This window comes from Methylosinus sp. sav-2 (genome assembly GCF_004366495.1).
Lineage (GTDB): Bacteria > Pseudomonadota > Alphaproteobacteria > Rhizobiales > Beijerinckiaceae > Methylosinus.
The window spans coordinates 54,796-72,528 of record NZ_SOEJ01000006.1; the positions used below are offsets into that span (position 1 = coordinate 54,796).

The window sequence follows — 17,733 nt, forward strand, 5'->3', positions numbered from 1 at the left end:
CGAACTGGAAAGACCGTTCCATGTCGTCGAACGTCAATGCGAGCGACATCGAGAATAGCGAGATCCGCGAGGAGATACATCGCGATCTCGTCGAGACGCTGTTCGGCACGCCCGGATCGTTCGCCGCGGGACTCGTCGGTGGGATGATCGCGCCGGTGAGCGCCTGGCTGATGACGCGTCACGACGTCTATCTCGTGCTGACGGCGATCATGGCCTGCTTCGCCGCCTACCGGCTCTATGTGCTCTATGCCCACACCAAGACGCCGGTCGACGTTCGTCGCGGCGACGCGCAGCTGTGGGAGATTCGCTATGCGATCGGCGGCGTCGGCTTCATGACCGCGGTCGGCCTCAGCGTCGCGATCCTCTTCTCCGAGCATCATGACGAGATCGGGGGCTATTACGGCATCGTCATTATGATGAGCGGCGTCGGCATGCTCGCCGGACGCAACGCCGGAAGTCCCAGAATCGTCTATGCGCAAATGCTGGGTCTCTGCACGCCGCTGACGGTCGCGGCGCTGCTGCACGACGATCTGCGCTATTGGGGCCTCGCCTCCATATTCGTCCTCGTCATGGTCTCGTTGCGCTCGACGACGATATTCCTGCATGGAAATCTCGAATCCGCGCTGCGCAACGGCCGTGACGCCAATATGCAGCGCCGCCGCTTCAAATCGGCGCTGAACAGCATGAGCCACGGGCTCTGCATGGGCAATTGCGACGGGAGGCTGACCGTCGTCAATCGCCGCCTGCTCGAATTTTTCCAGATAGACGAGGGCAGCGCGCCGTCGACGCTCGCCGGGCTGGCGCGACGGATCGCCGAAAAGGCGGACATGCCCGAGTCCGAATGGCGCGCCTTCGCCGAGCAATGGGAATCGCATTCGACACTGCCGCGCACCAGCGTCTTCTCTCGCGAGATCGGCGATCGCATCTTCGATTTTCGCTGCGAGCCGGCCGACAACGGCGCCTTCGTCACCGTCGTCGAGGATGTGACCGAGCAGAGACGCGCGGCGCGCGAGATCGAGCGAATCGCGCATTTCGACACTTTGACCAGTCTCGCCAATCGCTTCCAGTTCCAGCAGCGGCTGGAGCGCGATCTGCGGCATATTCGCAAGCGCGGGCTCAGTCTCGCGCTTTTGTGCATCGATCTCGATCAGTTCAAGGAGGTCAATGACACGCTCGGACATACGATCGGCGACCGGCTCCTCTGCGCGGTCGCCGAACGTCTGCGCGAATGCGTGCGCTCGGTCGACATGGTGGCGCGCTTCGGCGGCGATGAGTTCTGCATCCTCATGCATCCGACGATCGAGACGCCGCCGGCCGACGCGCTGGCGCGCCGCGTCATAGAGGCGATCGGCCGTCCCTATGTCGTCGAGGGGCATACGATCGTCATCGGCGCCAGCGTCGGCCTCTGCATCGCGCCGCGGGACGCCGTTTCCGTCGAGGGGCTGCTGAAATGCGGCGATCTCGCAATGTATCATTCCAAGGCCGCCGGACGACGGCAGGCCATATGGTTCGAGACGTCGATGGAGGATGCGCTGGTCAGCAAGCGGCGCATCGAGCGCGAGCTGCGCGAGGCGCTCAGGACCGAGGCGCTCGAGGTTCATTACCAGCCCATCTACGACGCGCGCGATCAATCCATTTCTACCTGCGAGGCGCTGACGCGCTGGCGCCATCCGCAATTGGGCTATGTGCCGCCTTCCTCCTTCATCCCGATCGCCGAAGAGACGGGGATGATCGTCGAGCTCGGCGAATGGGTGCTGCGCCGCGCCTGTCGCGACGCGCATCTGTGGCCCTCGGCGGCGCGGGTCGCGGTCAATTTCTCCTCGCGGCAGTTTCAGCAGCCGGACATGATCGAGCGCGTCCGCAACGCGCTCGACGCCGCCGGGCTGGCGCCGAGCCGGCTCGAGATCGAGATCACCGAATCCACGCTCATGCAGGACACGGAGGACGCTGCGGCCAAGATCGCGGGGCTGCGCGCGATCGGCGTCCGCCTGTCGCTCGACGATTTCGGAACCGGCTTCAGCAGCCTCGGCTATCTAAATCGTTTTCCGGTCGACAAGGTGAAGCTCGATCGCAGCTTCGTGTCGGAGCTCAGCGTCTCCAGCAAGACGCAGGCGATCGTCGGCGCGGTCTCGCTGCTGACCGCCGAACTCGGCATAGATCTCGTCGCGGAGGGCGTCGAGACGCATGAGCAGCGCGCGCTGCTGCTCGCCAAGAATGTGCATCTGATGCAGGGCTTTCTGTTCAGCATGGCCAAGCCGCAGGCGGAGCTGACGCAGATCTTTTCCGGCGTCGCGCGCGGCGGCAAGCTGAAGGTCGTCGCCTGACGGAAGCGCCCGGCGCCCACCTTCAGCGGGCGCCGGCCGAAATCGCGTCTCGCCACAAATCCTGCGTCAGCCCCGCCGGCTCGCGGCGGTCGTCGTCTCCACCCGGCGCACCGGCGGGGCGCTGATGCGCTGCGCGCGGAACATGCTGTAGGAGGCGTTGTAGCGGCGCCCGCATTGCCGCACATAGCTCTCCGCGCCCAGCAGGCCTTCGCCATTCTCGACGATATGCTTGACGAGGCAGAGGTCATGCATCTGCTCGGCGGTGAGAATCTCGCCATTCTCCATCAGCCGCTCCGCCTTCACGAAGCCGAGCTTCTGCGCCAGCGCCCCATAGACGCCGACCGCCGAAGCGAGATCGGCCTCGAAGGAGAAGCGCGCGTAACGGTCGGCCACCATCATCGAGCAGGAGAGGGCGAAGTCCAGATCCGCTCCGTTCAGATAGGTCCTGGCCCATGCGATCGATATTACCGGCGCATCGAGGATGAGCCGCGCGGTCGCCGACGCCAGCTCGTCGAAGCCTTCCGCGGCGACGGCCGTGGAATCGTCACAGTGCGCAAAGTCGAAAACCAGATATTTGAGACCGGGCAGATGGCCTTCGGAAATTTTGCGCAGCAACAAGGTCAGGCCGTCGATGCTGTCGCGATCGAAACCGCAGCCGAGCTTGCTCACCAAGATCGTATCCAGCTCGTCCATACGATGGATCTCCAGCGACGAGCGCTGACGGATGAAATCCAGCGGATCCGAAAAGTCGGAAGGGGAAACATAAGTCTCGGCGGCGACAGCGGACGTGATGTCGTTCTTCGAAACTACCGCATTCATGTTTCGTCTCCTATCTCGAATGGTTTCGCAATTCTTACCGAGTTACTTAAATTTTTAAAGAAATTTCGGCCGCGTCTTCGCTCATGGTTAATAGCCGAGAGCAAAATTTACGTACGTAGTTTCCTGATTCGCGCCGACTGGGCAGGTTGCGACTTTTTGCCGCTGGCGGATTTTAAAATTATGGAAGCACTGCCCGAAAGTGCGGAGCCCGGCGGCAAAGCACATGCTGGAGAGGCTCGGGCGGCGGCGCCGCGGGCGGCGGGGCCGCGGCATTTCCGCGCCGGCTCGTTTCCGAGCGAAAACTTCGTCCCTATCTCGATGGGAGTGTGTGCTAAAAGCCGGGAGCGACCATCGGCCGGGGGGGCCGAGTCGCATCGCGGTCATCGACGCCACGGTCGGCGAGAGTGCTGCAGCCGCTCATGAGAAGCGGCGAGAACATGGATAGGGAGAGAAAAGATGAATCTTCGACTTCTGGTCGCTCTTGCCATGGCGACGGCCGGACTGGTCGGCGAGGCCCATGCGCATGGCGGCGTGAGCTCCGACACCGGCCAGTGCATCATGAAGATCGGCCCCGACACGATGAACTTCACCGGCTATCAGCCGCTGAAGTCGCGCGAGGTCTTCTGCGACGACATTCCCGATGTCGGCCCGACCATCATCGTGCTGGACGCCGTGCAGGACGAGCTGCGCGACATGGCGCTGGAGATCCGCATTCTGCGCAATGTCGGCCAGGCGGACGACAACGAGAATCTCGAGCAGAATACGGAAGTCTATCTGCCGCCGAAGAAATACCGCACCGGCACGCTCAATTTCGAATATAATTTCACCAAGAAGGGCAATTTCATCGGCTTGGTGAAGGCCAAGGCCGACGATGGACGCGAATATGTTTCGCGCTTTCCCTTCGCTGTCGGCACCACAGAGGACAAGAACACTATCATCGCCGTGTTCTTCGCCGCGCTCGGCCTCGTCGGCTTCGGCCTCTGGTATAAGAACAGCTTCCTCGACAAGAAAAAGAAGGCGGCCTGATCTTTCGGTCGCCAATGCTCCGGCCGGGCGAGTGTCCGGCCGGAACGCTTCAGACGAGCTCGACGAGACGGCCGTCGCTGAGCGTGACGCGGCGGTCCATCTGATCGGCGAGGTCGAGATTATGCGTCGCCACCAGCGCGGCGAGGCCGGTATTGCGCGCCAGCGTCATCAAGGTCGCGAAGACATGCTGCGCGGTGCGCGGATCGAGATTGCCCGTCGGCTCGTCGGCGAGCAGAACATGCGGCGCATTGGCGACCGCGCGGGCGATGGCGACGCGCTGCTGCTCGCCGCCCGATAGCTGCGAGGGCAAATGCCCCGCGCGCTCGCCGAGCCGCAGATAGTCCAGCAATTCCGCAGCGCGCCGCTCCGCCTCGCGGCGATCCAGCCCGTTGATCGCCTGCGGCAGCGCCACATTCTCGAGCGCGGTGAACTCCGGCAGCAGATGGTGGAACTGATAGACGAAGCCGATCGTCGAGCGGCGCAGGCTGGTGCGCTCATTATCGCTCATGTCGGAGGTCGCCAGCCCGGCGATGAGCACCTCGCCGTCATCGGCGCGCTCCAGCAGGCCGGCGATATGGAGCAGAGTGGATTTGCCGGCGCCAGAAGGCGCGATCAGCGCCACCATCTCGCCGGGAGAAAGCGCGAGATCGGCTCCCATCAATATGTCCAGCCGCCCATCGCCTTCGCGATAATGGCGGGCGACGCCGGAAAGCTCGAGAACTGTCATGGGCCTCACTCGTGGCGCAGGGCGTCGATCGGATCGAGGCTCGCCGCTTTCCAGGCTGGATAGATGGAGGCGAGAATGGCGAGCACGAGCGTCATGACGACGACGAGCGCCACCTCGCGCGGCTCGACGATAGAGGGCAGGCGCGACAGAAAATAAAGCTCCGCCGGAAACAGATTGGCGTGCATGAGCTTGTTGAGCAGCAGCCGGATCGCGTCGAGATTTTTGGCGAGCGTCAGTCCCAGCAGAAAGCCGGCGATGTCGCCGACGACGCCGATCGAGGCGCCGATGATGAGGAAGATGCGCAGCACCGCGCCGCGCGTCGCGCCCATCGTGCGCAGAATGGCGATGTCGGAGGATTTGTCCTTCACCAGCATGGTGAGGCCGGAGATGATGTTGAGCGCCGCCACCAGCACGATCAGCGTCAATATGATGAACATCACATTGCTCTCGACCTGCAGCGTGTCGAAGAAGGTCTTGTTGCGCTGCCGCCAATCGGTGAGCATCATCGGTCGATCGATATTGGCGTCTATGTCGGCGCGGAACTTGTCCACGGCGTCCGGCGCGTCGAGAAAGACCTCGATCACCGTCGCCTCATTCTCGTGATTGAAGAACAATTGCGATTCGGCGAAGGGCATGTAGACGAAGACGCGGTCATATTCCGACATGCCGATCTGGAAGATCGCCGTCACCGGATAGGCTTTTATGCGCGGCGCCACGCCGAAAGGCGTCGATGCGCCCTTGGCGATGAGAATGCTGATATTGTCGCCGACGCGCACGCCGAGCGTCTCGGCGAGGCGCTGGCCGATGGCGACGCCGCCGGCGCTGTCGAAGCCCTGGAAGGTCCCGTCCTTCACATTGCCGGCGAGGCCCGGCAGACGCAGAATGTCCTGCTCGCGTATGCCGCGCACCAGCGCGCCCGACTGCCCATAGGGGGAGGAGACGCCGGCCGCGCCCTCCACCATGGGGGCGACGAGCTTGACGCCCGGCAGGCGCTGCAGCCGCGCCGTGACCTCGGCCCAATCGTTCAGCGGCCGCTCGGCCGCCTGGACGAAAGCGTGGCCGTCTATGCCGACGATCTTGTCCATCAGCTCGCGATGAAAGCCGTTCATCACCGACATGACAACGATGAGCGTCGCCACGCCCAGCATGATGCCGAGAAAGGAGAAGCCGGCGATCACCGAGACGAAGCCATTGGCGCGCCGCGCCCGCACATAGCGGAAGGCGACCATCCATTCGAAGGGCGCGAAGGCGCGCAAGCGCGGCGGCGGCTCGGTCTCGACCACGGTAGACAAAGTAGATTCGCTCATTTCGGCATTGTGCCCATCCGCTCGAGCCTTTCAAGCGCGCCACAGAAATGGGCGTTTCCCATGTGAGAGAGGCGAATCGAAGGCGAAGACGCGGGCCGTCGCCCGCATGGCGGAAAACCGACAGCGGGGCTAGAGCCGAGCCTGCCGAGGCCAGAAAAATTAACGTCTGGCCCTTAATTTGCTGCACTGCATTCACCACCTCGACATCGGCGGTGGGCAATCGAGGAGACGAGAAATGGGTTCGATCGCCCAGCTGAAGAGCGCCCCGCGCAAGGCGCATGGCGCCGTGCATGACAATGTCGAGCTCGATCGTTTCGAGCTCGATCTCGAAGACGGAACGGCCGTCGCCTATTACCGCATGGCGCCCGGCGCCATCGTCTTCACCCATACCGAGACTCCGCCGGCGCTGCGCGGCAAAGGCGCCGGCTCGGAGCTGATCCGCGGCGCGCTGCAATGGGCGCGGGCGCGTGGGCTGAAGGTCGTTCCCGAATGCTCCTTCGTGGCCGATTATATCGCGCGCCACCAGGAATTCGCCGATCTCGTGCTGCGCAAATCGGCCTAGAGCGCTTTCTACTCCTCTTCCGAGAGCGAGAGCCATTGATCTTCCGCCTCGGCGAGCGCCGAGGCGAGATCGGCGCGCTGCTGGGCGAGGCGGTTGGCCTCCTGCGGATTGCGGGAAAAGGCGCTCGGATCGGCGAGCGCGGCGTCGACGCGCGCCAATAGCTCGGCGAGCTTTTTCATGCGCTCTTCCGCCGCCGCCAGCTTGCGGCGCGCCTGGCCGGCGTCGCGCTTGCCTTTGACCGGGCGAGGTGCCTCGCGCGGCTCCTCCTCCTTGCGCTGCTCGCGGGCGTCGTCATTGGCGCGCGCCAGAACATAGCGCGCATATTCGTCGACATCGCCGTCGAAGGCCTTCACCGTGCCGCCTTCGACGAGCCACAGGCGATCGGCGCAGGCCTCCAGCAAATAGCGATCATGCGAGACGAGCACGATCGCGCCCTCATGGGCGTTGATCGCCTCGACCAGCGCGGCGCGGCTGTCGATGTCGAGATGATTGGTCGGCTCGTCGAGAATGAGCAGATGCGGCCCGTAGAAGGAGGCGACGCCGAGCAGCAGCCGCGCCTTCTCGCCGCCGGAGAGGCGCTCCACCTTCGTGTCCGCCCGTGCGCCGGAAAAGCCGGTCTGCGCGGCCCGCGTGCGAATGCGCGCCTCTGGCGCGCCGGGCATCAGCGCGGCGAAGACGGAGTAGGGCGAGTCCTTTTCGTTGAGATCGTCGACCTGATGCTGAGCGAAAAATCCCGCCTCCAGCTTGGCCGCGCGCACCATATTGCCGCTCTTGGGCTCGAGCCGCCCAGCCAGCAGCTTGGCGAAGGTCGATTTGCCATTTCCGTTGGAGCCCAGCAATCCGATGCGATCGTCATTGGAGAGGCTGAGCGACAGGCGCGACAGCACGGTGCGCTCGCCATAGCCGACGCTCACATTCTCGAAAGCGATAATCGGCGGCGACAGCGGCTTTTCCGGCGACGGCAGATAGATCGGCAGCACCTCGTCGTCGACGACCGCCGTGACCGGCCCCAGCTTCTCCAGCATTTTGAGACGCGACTGCGCCTGACGCGCTTTGGTCGCCTTGTAGCGGAAGCGATCGACGAAGGCCTGCAGCTCGCGGCGGCGATCCTCCTGCTTTTTGCCTGCCTTGGCGGCGAGCGCGCGCGCCTCCAGCCGCTGCGCCTCGAAGGAGCTGTAATTGCCCTTGTAGATCGTCAGCTTGCCGCGCTCGAGATGCAGAATATGCGTCGCCACCGCGTCCAGCAGATCGCGGTCATGGCTGATGACGACGACATTGGCCGGATAATGCGCGAGATAATCGACGAGCCAGAGCGTGCCTTCGAGATCGAGATAATTGGTCGGCTCGTCGAGCAGCAGCAGCTCCGGCTGCGAGAACAGCACGGCGGCGAGGGCGACGCGCATGCGCCAGCCGCCCGAAAATTCCGAGAGCGGGCGCCGCTGCGCCTCGGCGTCGAAGCCGAGGCCGGAGAGAATCGCCGCCGCCCGCGCCGGCGCCGCATGGGCGTCTATGTCGACGAGGCGCGTCTGGATTTCGGCGATCTCATGCGGGTCGGTCTCGGTCTCGGCGCGCTCCAGCAGATCGGCGCGCTCTATGTCAGCGGCGAGCACGAAATCGACCAGCGCCGTCGGCCCACCCGGGGCCTCCTGCTCGACGCGCCCTATCTTCAGCTTGGCGGGGAGGGAGATGGTTCCGGTCTCGCCGGCGATCTCGCCGCAGATGATTCGGAAGAGCGTCGTCTTGCCGGCGCCGTTGCGGCCGACGAAGCCCGCGCGCGTCCGCGGCGGCACGAAGACCGAGGCCTTGTCGAAGAGCAGCCTCTCGCCGAGCCTGTAAGTGAGATCGTCAATGGAGAGCATGGCCTCGCCTCTAGGACCTTTGCCGGCGATGTGCAACGTTGGCGCCGCCGAAGCCTTGCGCGCAGCTTGTGAGGAGGCCTTCTTGACGCTTGTCAGCCCGAGCGCAGCCCTCTATATCTGCGCCCGCTTCGCGCCGCCCTCTGGACGGCGCAGCCCGCGCCCATCGTCTAGAGGCCTAGGACGTCGCCCTTTCACGGCGAAAACACGGGTTCGATTCCCGTTGGGCGCGCCAGTGAGCACTTATCGACAAGACAATTGCAGCGCTCGATGCGGCTCGACGATTATTCCGCGCCCGTGAGAAATGAAAAACGCCCCGCGCTTACATCCGGCGTCGGGGCGTCTCGCTGTTGCGTCCAGTTCCGGGAAACTTTCGGCTTGCTCACAGATTAGGCGGGTCGGCCCTGTGATGCAAGCGTGGGCGCCGGGGCTCGCGCGTCGATATTCCGCTCTCGGCGATGCGCTCCTCAGAAATGCCAGAGCTGATCGCCGATCTTTCTCAGCCTCGGAAGATCGAGCAAGCGTCCGAAGGTCAGACAAAGCTCCGCCATGGGTCTCACCCAGGCGCGCGGGGCGCGTCTCTTCGCGCCGATCTGCCGCTTGCGGGCGCGCGTCACACGTCTCGACAGTTCCGCGAATCCGTCCGCGCCGAGGCAGGCGCGAATTGTGTCGGCCTGCGCTGTCAATCTCGTCTCGATATAGCGCGAGAGGTTCTCATATTCCCGGAAGCCCGGGTGCGCGACGTGGGATTTCTGCAGGCACAGCAGCGCGCTGACATAGCGGTCCACGCCGAGGCGACCGGCCAGCTCGCCGACATCGTCGATCAGCCGATCGACGACCGCGCGCCAGGCGAAATATTCCGCCTTGAACGCCTTCGTCGGATCGGCGTTGTGAACTCCGCAGAGCTCGGCGTGGCCGGCGAATCCATTTGCGCCGTGAATGCGATAGATGGTCAGCGGGACGTCGATGAGCGCGACGCCGCTGAGTAGCCGCACGCCTTTGTTGAGATAAGTGTCGCCATGGAGCCGCAGCTGCATAGAGCAGCTTCCGCCGAGCAGCAGGCTCAGCGCGTCGCGCCGGAAGCAATTGCCGGAGGTCGGCGCATAGACCCAGTCTCCCCACTCATGCGCGTCGATGAAATGCACACGGGAGCCCACATCGTCCAGCGGCGCGCGCGAGAAAGGCCAGAGATCGCCGCAAAGATGGATGGGACGGAGGCGCTCCTTGCGTAGCCCACGTCCCGACGCGATGAATTCGCCGAAGGCGCTCCAGGAGGTTCGGACGACGCCGTTATTGGTGGATTGCAGCATATCCGCGGAGGTGAAGCCGACCGCCGTCCGCAGCGAGAAATGCACGAAGATATGCGTCTCCACGAAATTCGGGAGGAGCATGTCGTCGGCGTCGAGAAACACCACATATTCGCCGGAGCTCGCGGCGAAGCCGGTATGGAAGGCGGCCGTTTGACCGAGATTTTCGGAATGCGCGATGATCTCGACTTGCGGATGGCGGAGCCGAATGTCGCGAAGGACGAGATCGCTCTCGTCTGTCGAGGCGTCGTCGACGATGATGCATTCGATGCGCGGATAGGTTTGCGTGAGCGCCGAATTGAGCGCCGCGAGCAAGAAGCGACCGTAATTGTAATTGGTGATGATCACGCTCACGAGCGGCAGATCATAGGCGAGCCTGCCGCTGAATGCGCGGCCATGATCCGGCTCGACGAAATTTACGTCATTATCGTCGATCTCTCGAAATTGGGTGAAATTTTCTAGCATAATCGGCTCTACTGTCTAAAAACGCTTCACCGGCCGCGCTCCCGCGGAATGCATTTTGTCGCGGCAAGCCCTGTCGCAGCAAACTGTTACGTAACGCTATATACGTACATTACCTTATTGAAAAGGGTGCGCTTCGGATTTGATGCGCGCAGTGGTCGAGGGGCGCCTCAGCCGACGCCGAGGATGCGCTCCACCAGCCAATAGGCGCCGAAGCAGGCGATCACCGCGGAGACGGCGCGCACGAGGCGCGGATCGCGCAGTCCGTGAGTGAAAAATCGGTCGAAGGCCAAGAGCAGCGGCAGCGTGACCAGCACCACGCCGATCTGCCCGGCCTCGACGCCGAGATTGAAGCTCGCCAGCGCCGGCACGAGCGCGCGCTGCGGCACGCCGATCTCGATGAGCCCGCTCGCAAAGCCGAATCCGTGGATGAAGCCGAAGACGAAAGTGTCGCGCCAGCGGCCTTCCACCTTGCAGGTGAAAAAATTCTCGATCGCGACATAAATGATCGACAGCGCGATCGCGATCTCCACCCAGCGGCTCGGCAGATCGACGAGGCCGAGCGCCGCCAGCGAGAGCGTCACCGAATGCGAGACGGTGAAGGCCGTCACCAGCTTCACCACCGGCCAGACGCGCGTCGCCCACAGCATCACCGCTATCAGGAAGCACAAATGATCGTAGCCGGTCATTATGTGCTCGATCCCGGCGGCGAAGAATTTCGGCGCCAGCTGCCAGGGGGTGAGCAGCGGCTTGGAGAGATCGATCGGCGCGTCGCCGGGGAAGACCATCACCTCGCCGGGCGCCGGCTCCGCGCCGAGCCGCTGCGCCTCGGTGAGGCGCTCGTCGGCGTCGCGCTCGCCTATGCCGACGAGATGCTTCGCACGGCGTCCCTGCGCCTCGAGCAGCCGATAGGGGTCGTAGAAGATCTGTCCCGCGACGGCGCTGCAATCGAGGCGCAGCGCGACCTTGGAATCGCGCGGATTGGCGGGGTCCGCGCCCACCGAGGCGATCTCGCTCGGGCAGGATTCGCCGGCCTCGTTCCGCAGGGCGACGCGGCTCTGGATGAATTTGCCGATCATCGCCTCGATGACGCCGGGCTCGGTGAGATCGACATCGGCGGCGCTCGGCTTGCTTTCGGCGAACATGCGCTCGATGTCGGCGCCGAGGAAGCCGACCTCCAGGCGATAGCGGCCGCCCCCTTCCGGGACGATGCGGCTGCTGGAAATATCCGCCGTATGCGCCTTCGCGGCCGTGGCGCCGCCGAGCAGGACGAGAATGGCGAAGAGCAGGGCGAAGGGCGAAGGCGTCATTCTCATCATTTCCTTCGCCATCGTCTCCCTCGACAACTCTCTTGACGCTTCGCGACACGGCGACGTATGCAAGATAAGATGATAGTGCATATCAGACCGGCCATGACAAGGCCGAAGCGGATAGGGCCGAGGCAGGCCGGCGCGCTCGTTGCGCCGCACAATTGCCGGCGGCGCGAGCGCCTTGCTCACGCCCGAGAGGGCGCTTAGCATCGACGCAAGCACGACAAAACGGAACCCATGATCCTTCCCGCCGCCGCTCCTCGTCGAACCGCTGTCCCGCTGCGCTGCGCTGCGCTTCTCCTGCTCGGCCTCGCTGTCTGTTTCGCCTCGCCACGCGCATGGGCTCACGCCATCGTCGTGCGCACCTCGCCGGCGCAGGATGGCGTCGCGCCTGGAAACATCGGCAAGGTCGATGTCTGGTACGACGCCGGCATAAGGGACGCTTTCGCGGCGCTGGCGGTGATCGCCGCCTCCGGCGAGCGGGTCGACAAGCGCGACGCCGCGATCGATCGCGCCGATCCGGCCCATGTCTCGGTCGGCGTCAATCCGCTCGGCCCCGGCAAATATACGGTCCGCTACCGCGCGCTTTCGGCCGACGGCCATCTCGTCAGCGGCGCCTGGGAGTTCGAGGTGCGGCCTCAATAGCGCTGATCGAGCACAGCAAGGGAAAGGAAGCCGCCGAGATGAGTCCCAACGGCCGGATGAATCTGATGTTGTTCCTCGCCGTCGTGGTGATCGCCGCCGGCAATGTCGGCGCCTTCACCTATTCGCTCTGGGGGCCGTCCTTCAGCCTCTATTGGAATGATTTTCTGGATGCGCATCTCTATCGGCCGGCGGTCAAGGCGGGTGATCGCACAATTGCGAATTGCCTCAAGGTCAGCGATTTCTATTCGGCGCGGCTGACGACCTATTTCCTCGGGGATTCGGACAAGAGCGCCGGCGGCCCGACCACCGATCTCAGCAAATATGACGAATATTGCGATCGTGTGCCGGGCACCGGCAAGGTGATCTTCTCCGTCACGCTGATGGAGAAGGACGTGCGGAGCCAATCGGTCGCGCTCGCCTTCTACAAGAGCGACGCCAAAGGCGGGCTCGAGCTTTTGACCTCCGTCCCGTCCAAGCCGCATCCGGCCGGCTTCGTGACTTTGGAATCCTCTGTCGATCACAAGGGAAAATATCTCCTCGAGCTCGCTTTCGGCGAAGGCAAGAGCGAGGAGGACAGGATCGCCATGCCGATCTCCGTCGGCCAATGATTCACTTGCGCCGAGCGCGGCGCTTCTGCCGCCATCGCAGGAACCCGCTCACATAGAGGATAAGCGGCGCGAGCCCCGTCAGCGCGACCAGCGCGCGGCCGGGAACGCCGAAGGCCTCGCCGCAATGCAGCGGGAACAGCCATTCCAGCAGCTTCTCGCCGGCGGTGAAATCATCGCGGTCCTGTGTCTGCAGCACGCGGCCGCTGTAGCGATCGACGCCGACATTGCGGAATGTCTTGGTGCGGTTGGGCTCGCTTTCCGACTGCTTGCCGATGACATAAACGCCATCGTCGCCGCTCGGCAGCAGAACCCAATGCAGCCGTCCCTCCGGGAAAACTTTTTCCGCGCTGGCGATGGCCTCGTCGAGGCCGATCGGCGCGCGGCCGGCGATCGGCGTCGATCGTCCAAAGTCCGGCTCGGGGCGCACCGGAGAGATCAGCGTCGCCAGCGAATGCGTCGCCGGCTTGAAGATCATCGCGATTCCGGTGGCGAGCGTCGCCAGCAGTAGAATGGCGAAATAGGCGCCGACGCTGCGATGCGCGTCATAGACGATGCGCTCGCGGCTCGCGCTCCATTTGATCGTCAGGCCCATCCGCCAATCGCCATTGCGCGGGAGCCAGAGATAGAGTCCGAGGATGATCGAGACGAAGATGACAATGCCCAGACTGCCGATGAGATAGGCGTTATTGACGCCGAGCAGCAGCGTCCAATGAAAAGCCATGACGATCTGCACGAGCGGCTGCGCGAGCACGTCGTCGCCATGCGCGAGCAAGCGGTCGCCGGTCACTTCGGCCCGATAGGGATCGACGAAGATCTGATGGAAAGAGCTGTCGAGATCGTCGGTCTCGACCATATAGCCGATGATCGCCGCCGCATTCGCATGGCGCGGCAAAGTGATGCGCTCGGGCCGGCCCTCCGCCGGCATGGCCGCGGTCGCCGCGGCGAGAATCTCGTCGAGCGGACGCATGACGGCCGGCGTCGGCGGCTCGACGCGCATGAGCGGGGCGTTCAGCCATTCGTCTATGTCTTCGCGAAAGGCGAGCAGGCTGCCGCTGAGACCGATGAGGACGAAAACTGCGCCGGCGAAAAGACCGATGTAGCGATGGGCAGACAGAAATATTTTGCGGCCCCGCTCGTTCCGCCCCATGATGCGCGCCTCCGGTCGCCAGATGTTGCTCATGCTCGGCTTCTCCGCCGCGAGCGAGGGAGCGTCTTCCGCCGCTCATGTCAACGCGGTGGAGCGGCGGGCGATCCCGAGGGGAAAATTCATGTGCAGGCGCTGGGATGCTTTGGCCGTCGGGCGCTAAACGTGTAATATAGGATGATTGAGGCCCCGGGCGGCGGAAATGCGGTCCGAGTGGGAACCTGTGCGCTGTTCCGTCGCATCTCGGCTTATTGTATCTCTCTTGGACAGGCATAGGCTCGCCAAAATTGAAAAAAGAACGGCGGAGGACCGTATGGGGAGCGCCCAGGATAGCAAGGAAACCGTGAGGCTCGTGGCGGTCCTCGCGATCGTCGCCATTGTCTCGCTCGCCGTTGTGGTCGGCCTCAGAATGTGGAAATAGCGCGCCGCTTTCGCCCGGATCAGGCGATGATGTCGGGCGTGAGCTGATCTTCCAGAAACGCAACGCGATCGCGCAGCAGCAATTTTCGTTTCTTCAGCCGCTGAATTTGCAGCTGGTCCACGGCGCCGACCGCGAGAAGGGCGTCGATCGCATCCTCGAGGTCTTTGTGCTCGAGCTTCAGTCGCTCGACTTCTAGCCGGATCGCATTGCGTTCGGCTTCGTTCAGCTCATCAACCATTCGCCAACCTGCCCGAGCGCCGCTTGGCGGCGAGTCGTGACGCGAGGATTATCGCCTCGCATCATGTTCATCTTCAAGTCCTAATGAGAAGGCGGCGACGCCTTCTCGCGAATTTCCGTCTCAGTCGACCGCGATCGACTTGTCCAGTTCCACGCAGGCGGCGGGGTCCACGCGCTCCAGCTCGAAGACGCGGTTCTGACGCGTCAGCTCGAGATAGAGGGACTTCTTCCTCTGGTCCGGGCCACGCCAGCCGCTCACGCCCTCGTCCATGTAGAGCGTGACAGAAGCGCCATCCTCGGCGAGATCGATGGGAAATTCGCCGCCTTCCTCGGCCGAGCCGCCGAGGCCGCCGCGCGCCATGCATTGGGCGGCGGCGTCCTTGCGGAACGAGCGGATGAGGCGGGCGCCGTCGACGTCGCGATTGGCCTCTTCGCTCCAGGCGCAGCCGCCGACGACGTAAAAAGCCTTGCCATGGCCCTTGTGGCGAAGCTCGATGCGCAAATCGCGCGCGTCCTCCGCCGTGGAGGCGAGCTCGCGCTGCAGCGACAGCCGCACGGAGACGACGGTCTGGCCGGGATGCGCGCGCAAATGCGCTTCGTCATAGCGACGGAAGAAGCAGGCCCCGCTCGGCGGGATTTTGTCGATCAGCAGATTTTTGGCGGCGGCGGCGCTCGAAAGAGCGAGAGACAGAGAGACGCATAGCGAGCGCTTCATTTTCCGAACGTCATCCCCCGGCAGGCGCCGGCGCATAGGCTTCACGCATGGAGGCGATCTGTGCGACCTTCTCGGCGAGCGCGCTCCAATCGTCACGCTCGGCGATATGCGCCCAGATCGATTCGACCTCTTCGATCAGCATAGTGCAGGGGACGGGGCGACGGAAATAGGGATGGTCGAGATTGGCGGCCGGCGATGTCTCATGCGCGGCGAGCGCCTCGCGCAGCCCTTGGAATTCCGGCGCGTCATAGGCCGCCGCCTCCGGGCTAGCGGCGGCGCGTTCGCGGCTCGCCATGCCGCCGCGCCAATCGAAGAATGTCTGCTCATAGGGCGCTTGCGTCTTGCCGAGAAACTCCAGCAATCCTTTGGCGAGAGCGGCGTCCTGCTCGGGATCGTCCGCCGGCAGCAGGCCGAAGCGATCGAGCAGAGCGAGCTGGAACTCGCGCTGGAGGACGGCCTGATAGCCGCCGAGAATCTGCTCGGCGCGCTGCAGCCCGACATGCGGCAGAATGGTCTCGGCGAGGCGGGTGAGATTCCAGCCGAGCGCGCCCGGCTGGCGGCCGAAGGAATAGAGCCCACTGTCGTCGAAATAGGCCGCTGTGAATTGCGGATCATAGCGCGGCGCGAAGCGCCACGGCCCATAGTCGAAGCTCTCGCCGGTGACGTTGATATTGTCCGAGTTGAGCACGCCATGGACGAAGCCCGCGGCCATATAGCGCGCGCCGAGCCGCGCCACGCGCGCGCCGACGCGCTCGAGAAAAGCGCCGGCGCGGCTTTCCGACGGCTCGCCGGCCAGCTCGGGAAAATAATTGGCGACGCAATAGTCGATGAGCCGTCCGAGCGCTTCCTGGTCGTCGAGATGGGCGAGGCGCTGAAACGTGCCGATCCGAATATGGGAATGGGAGAGCCGCACCAGCACGCTGGAGCGCGTCGGCGACGGCTCGTCGCCGCGATAGAGCGGCTCGCCGGTCTCGATCAGGCTGAAGCTCTTGGAGGTGTCGACGCCCTGCGCCTCCAGCATCTCCGTGGCGAGAATCTCGCGCATGCCGCCTTTCAACGTGAGCTTGCCGTCGCCCTGGCGCGACCAGGGCGTGCGACCGGAGCCTTTTGTGCCGAGATCGAGCAGTCGGCCGTCCGCGGCGTCGCGCAATTGCGTGAACAGAAAGCCGCGGCCGTCGCCAATGTCCGGATTGTAGGTGCGGAACTGATGGCCGTGATAGCGCAGCGCCAGCGGCTGCGGAAAGCCGCCGGGCAGGGGCTCGAAACGGCCGAGATGGGCGATCCATTCCTCTTCCGTCAGCGTATCCAGACCGACGCGCGCCGCCCAGCGCTGATTGCGATAGCGCAGAATATGCTGCGGAAAGCGGGCGGGCTCGACACGGTCGAAGAAGCCGTCGCCGAGCGTGGCGTGGAGGGTCTCGGCGCGATAGCGCGGGGAAGGGGGCATGGGGTTCTCGGCTCTCGCTTTGGCAGAAGATTCTGCGACCAGAGACGCCCCGAAGCAAGCCGGGCGCCCGCGCGGGCCGAAGCGAGCGTTGCGGCGCCCTATGCGACAAAAAAGGCGGAGAGCATCTCTCCGCCTCGACGCTAGACCGCTTTCGCAAGCTGTTCAGTGCAGGCTGACGCCTTGCCGCAGCTTGTTGATCTCGTCCTTGAGCTGAAGCTTCTTGCGCTTCAATTCGTGGAGCTTCGAATCGTCGTATCGGGGATGGTGCTGAACCTGATCGATCTCTTTCTTGAGCGCCTGATGGCGGCGTTCGAGCTCGACGAGATGGGTCTGTAGCGACATACGGCGCCTCCTTTGGTTGATGACAGAAGGACGACGCCAGTGTGACATGAATTCCAAGGCCTGCAAGGGGCGAAGACGTCGCGGGCCAATGAATTATTTCGCCCAAAGCCGCTGTTCGCGGAAGGAAATCTTAACGCTTGGGGACGCTGGGGCCGGGGTTTTGCGACAGGGCGTGGAAACTGTCGAAGGGCGCTTGCGCCTCGGCCCGACTGCCATTATACGGGCTTCACTCGCGCCGGACGGAGCAAGCATCCGAACGGCGCCGGGGGCGCGTAGCTCAGCGGGAGAGCACTACGTTGACATCGTAGGGGTCACAGGTTCAATCCCTGTCGCGCCCACCATTCTGATCCACCCTACGCTCGATCCATTCCGCCGCCCGATGACGAAAATCGCATCGGGCGAAATTTTTTGTCGGTCACGCGACGTCTCGTTCCTTGCCTAGCCTCGCCGCGCCGATATTCGGCGGGCTTTCTA

The 17,733-nt window shown here is 64.0% G+C and carries 16 protein-coding genes and 2 tRNA genes; 7 read left to right on the forward strand and 11 right to left on the reverse strand.

The genetic code is table 11. The annotated features are described in order from the left end of the window. Positions 1-20: 20 nt before the first annotated feature. A complete protein-coding gene (locus EDE12_RS12225; protein WP_024880111.1) occupies positions 21-2,324 on the forward strand; it encodes an EAL domain-containing protein in 2,304 nt (767 codons plus the stop codon). Positions 2,325-2,390: 66 nt separating this feature from the next. Here the strand turns inward: EDE12_RS12225 and EDE12_RS12230 are convergent, their stop codons facing one another. Further along, positions 2,391-3,143, reverse strand: a complete 753-nt coding sequence (locus tag EDE12_RS12230) for an enoyl-CoA hydratase (RefSeq protein WP_024880110.1) — start codon at positions 3,141-3,143, stop codon at positions 2,391-2,393. 456 nt (positions 3,144-3,599) lie between these two features. Between EDE12_RS12230 and EDE12_RS12235 the strand changes: the two genes are divergently transcribed. Then, entirely contained in the window at positions 3,600-4,169 is a 570-nt protein-coding gene (locus EDE12_RS12235) for a hypothetical protein (protein ID WP_024880109.1), read from the forward strand. 49 nt (positions 4,170-4,218) lie between these two features. Here the strand turns inward: EDE12_RS12235 and EDE12_RS12240 are convergent, their stop codons facing one another. Together EDE12_RS12240 and EDE12_RS12245 are read right to left on the reverse strand one after the other, a co-directional pair. Next, entirely contained in the window at positions 4,219-4,896 is a 678-nt protein-coding gene (locus EDE12_RS12240; protein ID WP_036290929.1) for an ABC transporter ATP-binding protein, read from the reverse strand. A 5-nt stretch (positions 4,897-4,901) separates the two neighbouring features. Further along, positions 4,902-6,203, reverse strand: coding sequence for a lipoprotein-releasing ABC transporter permease subunit (locus EDE12_RS12245; RefSeq protein WP_051465411.1), 1,302 nt, complete (start codon positions 6,201-6,203; stop codon positions 4,902-4,904). Between the two features lie 235 nt (positions 6,204-6,438). Here EDE12_RS12245 and EDE12_RS12250 point away from each other — a divergent pair, with 235 nt between their 5' ends. Continuing rightward, positions 6,439-6,765, forward strand: coding sequence for a GNAT family N-acetyltransferase (locus tag EDE12_RS12250; RefSeq protein WP_051592492.1), 327 nt, complete (start codon positions 6,439-6,441; stop codon positions 6,763-6,765). An 8-nt stretch (positions 6,766-6,773) separates the two neighbouring features. On the opposite strand, the gene EDE12_RS12255 is transcribed toward EDE12_RS12250, so the two are convergent. Further along, positions 6,774-8,624, reverse strand: a complete 1,851-nt coding sequence (locus EDE12_RS12255) for an ABC-F family ATP-binding cassette domain-containing protein (protein ID WP_026598772.1) — start codon at positions 8,622-8,624, stop codon at positions 6,774-6,776. Between the two features lie 156 nt (positions 8,625-8,780). Here EDE12_RS12255 and EDE12_RS12260 point away from each other — a divergent pair. Continuing rightward, a tRNA-Glu gene (locus EDE12_RS12260) sits at positions 8,781-8,856 on the forward strand. Between the two features lie 232 nt (positions 8,857-9,088). Here EDE12_RS12260 and EDE12_RS12265 read toward each other — a convergent pair. Both EDE12_RS12265 and EDE12_RS12270 read right to left on the reverse strand, forming a co-directional pair. Beyond that, positions 9,089-10,393, reverse strand: coding sequence for a glycosyltransferase family 2 protein (locus tag EDE12_RS12265; RefSeq protein ID WP_051592491.1), 1,305 nt, complete (start codon positions 10,391-10,393; stop codon positions 9,089-9,091). Between the two features lie 167 nt (positions 10,394-10,560). Further along, entirely contained in the window at positions 10,561-11,700 is a 1,140-nt protein-coding gene (locus EDE12_RS12270) for a HupE/UreJ family protein (RefSeq protein WP_245267322.1), read from the reverse strand. A gap of 237 nt (positions 11,701-11,937) precedes the next feature. Between EDE12_RS12270 and EDE12_RS12275 the strand changes: the two genes are divergently transcribed. Next, entirely contained in the window at positions 11,938-12,345 is a 408-nt protein-coding gene (locus EDE12_RS12275; protein ID WP_024880102.1) for a copper resistance CopC family protein, read from the forward strand. A gap of 38 nt (positions 12,346-12,383) precedes the next feature. Next, positions 12,384-12,953: a hypothetical protein gene (locus tag EDE12_RS12280; RefSeq protein ID WP_026598770.1), complete on the forward strand. Its 570-nt coding sequence runs from the start codon at positions 12,384-12,386 to the stop codon at positions 12,951-12,953. Position 12,954: 1 nt separating this feature from the next. Here the strand turns inward: EDE12_RS12280 and EDE12_RS12285 are convergent, their stop codons facing one another. The 5 genes from EDE12_RS12285 to EDE12_RS12305 form a co-directional block, all read right to left on the reverse strand. Then, positions 12,955-14,133 (reverse strand): PepSY-associated TM helix domain-containing protein, encoded by a 1,179-nt coding sequence (locus EDE12_RS12285; protein WP_245267320.1) that lies wholly within the window; start codon positions 14,131-14,133, stop codon positions 12,955-12,957. A gap of 404 nt (positions 14,134-14,537) precedes the next feature. After that, positions 14,538-14,756, reverse strand: a complete 219-nt coding sequence (locus tag EDE12_RS12290; protein WP_024880099.1) for a DUF465 domain-containing protein — start codon at positions 14,754-14,756, stop codon at positions 14,538-14,540. A 120-nt stretch (positions 14,757-14,876) separates the two neighbouring features. Further along, positions 14,877-15,470: a hypothetical protein gene (locus EDE12_RS12295; RefSeq protein ID WP_134188097.1), complete on the reverse strand. Its 594-nt coding sequence runs from the start codon at positions 15,468-15,470 to the stop codon at positions 14,877-14,879. A gap of 10 nt (positions 15,471-15,480) precedes the next feature. After that, a complete protein-coding gene (locus EDE12_RS12300) occupies positions 15,481-16,917 on the reverse strand; it encodes a protein adenylyltransferase SelO (protein ID WP_024880097.1) in 1,437 nt (478 codons plus the stop codon). Positions 16,918-17,079: 162 nt separating this feature from the next. Further along, a complete protein-coding gene (locus EDE12_RS12305; protein ID WP_024880096.1) occupies positions 17,080-17,259 on the reverse strand; it encodes a DUF465 domain-containing protein in 180 nt (59 codons plus the stop codon). Positions 17,260-17,525: 266 nt separating this feature from the next. On the opposite strand from EDE12_RS12305, the gene EDE12_RS12310 reads away from it, so the two are divergent. Next, a tRNA-Val gene (locus tag EDE12_RS12310) sits at positions 17,526-17,600 on the forward strand. Positions 17,601-17,733: the final 133 nt, after the last annotated feature.